2 rRNA genes (1 of these 2 running past the window's edge) are annotated in these 2,050 nt (G+C 57.2%); both read right to left on the reverse strand.

What is annotated here, in order from left to right:
• Nucleotides 1-146 (reverse strand): 23S ribosomal RNA (locus OCL88_RS20700); it reaches 3,116 nt to the left of the window's first position.
• 577 nt (nucleotides 147-723) lie between these two features.
• Nucleotides 724-2,050 (reverse strand): 16S ribosomal RNA (locus OCL88_RS20705); the annotation flags it as partial.

Genomic DNA, 2,050 nt, shown 5'->3' on the forward strand with positions numbered 1-2,050 from the left:
CCAAAAGCGTTGTGCGGGGTTTCCCCATTCGGACATCCTGGGATCACCGCTCGGTTATCAACTCCCCCAGGCTTATCGCAGATTCCTACGTCCTTCTTCGGCTCCTAATGCCAAGGCATCCACCGTGCGCCCTTAAAAACTTGACCACACAAAACCACAACCACCACCACCCAAACAGGATGGCAACAGGCCGCGGCTGATGCACTCAATCAATTCGAGAGAACCACGACCACAAAGGGCCAGGTTCATTCATCAAAGAAATTGCTAGAACACACAACCCACACCCCCAAAAAGAGTGCAGGACCATGTGTCCAGATGCTCGCGTCCACTATGTAGTTCTCAAACAACAACCCCGTCAACCACACCCACCCCACAAACACGCAGAGCCGGTGCCGGCCGCAGGAACAACAAGAAACACCAAGGATTCCCTGCATTGCTGCAAAAAGGCCCTGTTGCCTCAGGACCCAACAGTGCGCCAAACACAACCCGGCAACGAACACCCCGGACCGCTTTCCCAACAACCCCCCACACACACAGTGCGAAAAGAGGGCTGCCGTACTCACGCCAGGACACCACCACCAACAGGCCATGCCAAAAAACTTGATTTGCTGATATTCCACCCATGAGCACCCACCGCAGAACAGACGCCTGCGCAATGGGCAACACTGACAACCCCGGACCCGCCCATGCAGGCAGACCCGGACGCCGTTAGCAGCTCCTTAGAAAGGAGGTGATCCAGCCGCACCTTCCGGTACGGCTACCTTGTTACGACTTAGTCCCAATCGCCGGTCCCACCTTCGACGGCTCCCCCCCACAAGGGTTAGGCCACCGGCTTCGGGTGTTACCAACTTTCGTGACTTGACGGGCGGTGTGTACAAGGCCCGGGAACGTATTCACCGCAGCGTTGCTGATCTGCGATTACTAGCGACTCCGACTTCATGGGGTCGAGTTGCAGACCCCAATCCGAACTGAGACCGGCTTTTTGGGATTAGCTCCACCTCACAGTATCGCAACCCTTTGTACCGGCCATTGTAGCATGCGTGAAGCCCAAGACATAAGGGGCATGATGATTTGACGTCGTCCCCACCTTCCTCCGAGTTGACCCCGGCAGTCTCCTATGAGTCCCCGGCCGAACCGCTGGCAACATAGAACGAGGGTTGCGCTCGTTGCGGGACTTAACCCAACATCTCACGACACGAGCTGACGACAACCATGCACCACCTGTAAACCGGCCGCAAGCGGGGCACCTGTTTCCAGGTCTTTCCGGTCCATGTCAAGCCTTGGTAAGGTTCTTCGCGTTGCATCGAATTAATCCGCATGCTCCGCCGCTTGTGCGGGCCCCCGTCAATTCCTTTGAGTTTTAGCCTTGCGGCCGTACTCCCCAGGCGGGGCACTTAATGCGTTAGCTACGGCGCGGAAAACGTGGAATGTCCCCCACACCTAGTGCCCAACGTTTACGGCATGGACTACCAGGGTATCTAATCCTGTTCGCTCCCCATGCTTTCGCTCCTCAGCGTCAGTTACAGCCCAGAGACCTGCCTTCGCCATCGGTGTTCCTCCTGATATCTGCGCATTTCACCGCTACACCAGGAATTCCAGTCTCCCCTACTGCACTCTAGTCTGCCCGTACCCACTGCAGAACCGGAGTTGAGCCCCGGTCTTTCACAGCAGACGCGACAAACCGCCTACGAGCTCTTTACGCCCAATAATTCCGGATAACGCTTGCGCCCTACGTATTACCGCGGCTGCTGGCACGTAGTTAGCCGGCGCTTCTTCTGCAAGTACCGTCACCCCGAAGGGCTTCTTCCCTACTGAAAGAGGTTTACAACCCGAAGGCCGTCATCCCTCACGCGGCGTCGCTGCATCAGGCTTTCGCCCATTGTGCAATATTCCCCACTGCTGCCTCCCGTAGGAGTCTGGGCCGTGTCTCAGTCCCAGTGTGGCCGGTCACCCTCTCAGGCCGGCTACCCGTCGTCGCCTTGGTAGGCCATTACCCCACCAACAAGCTGATAGGCCGCGAGTCCATCCAAAACCACAAAAAGCTTTCCAC

This window comes from Paenarthrobacter sp. PAE-2, from assembly GCF_026013155.1.
In the GTDB taxonomy this organism is placed as follows: Bacteria; Actinomycetota; Actinomycetes; order Actinomycetales; family Micrococcaceae; genus Arthrobacter; species Arthrobacter ureafaciens.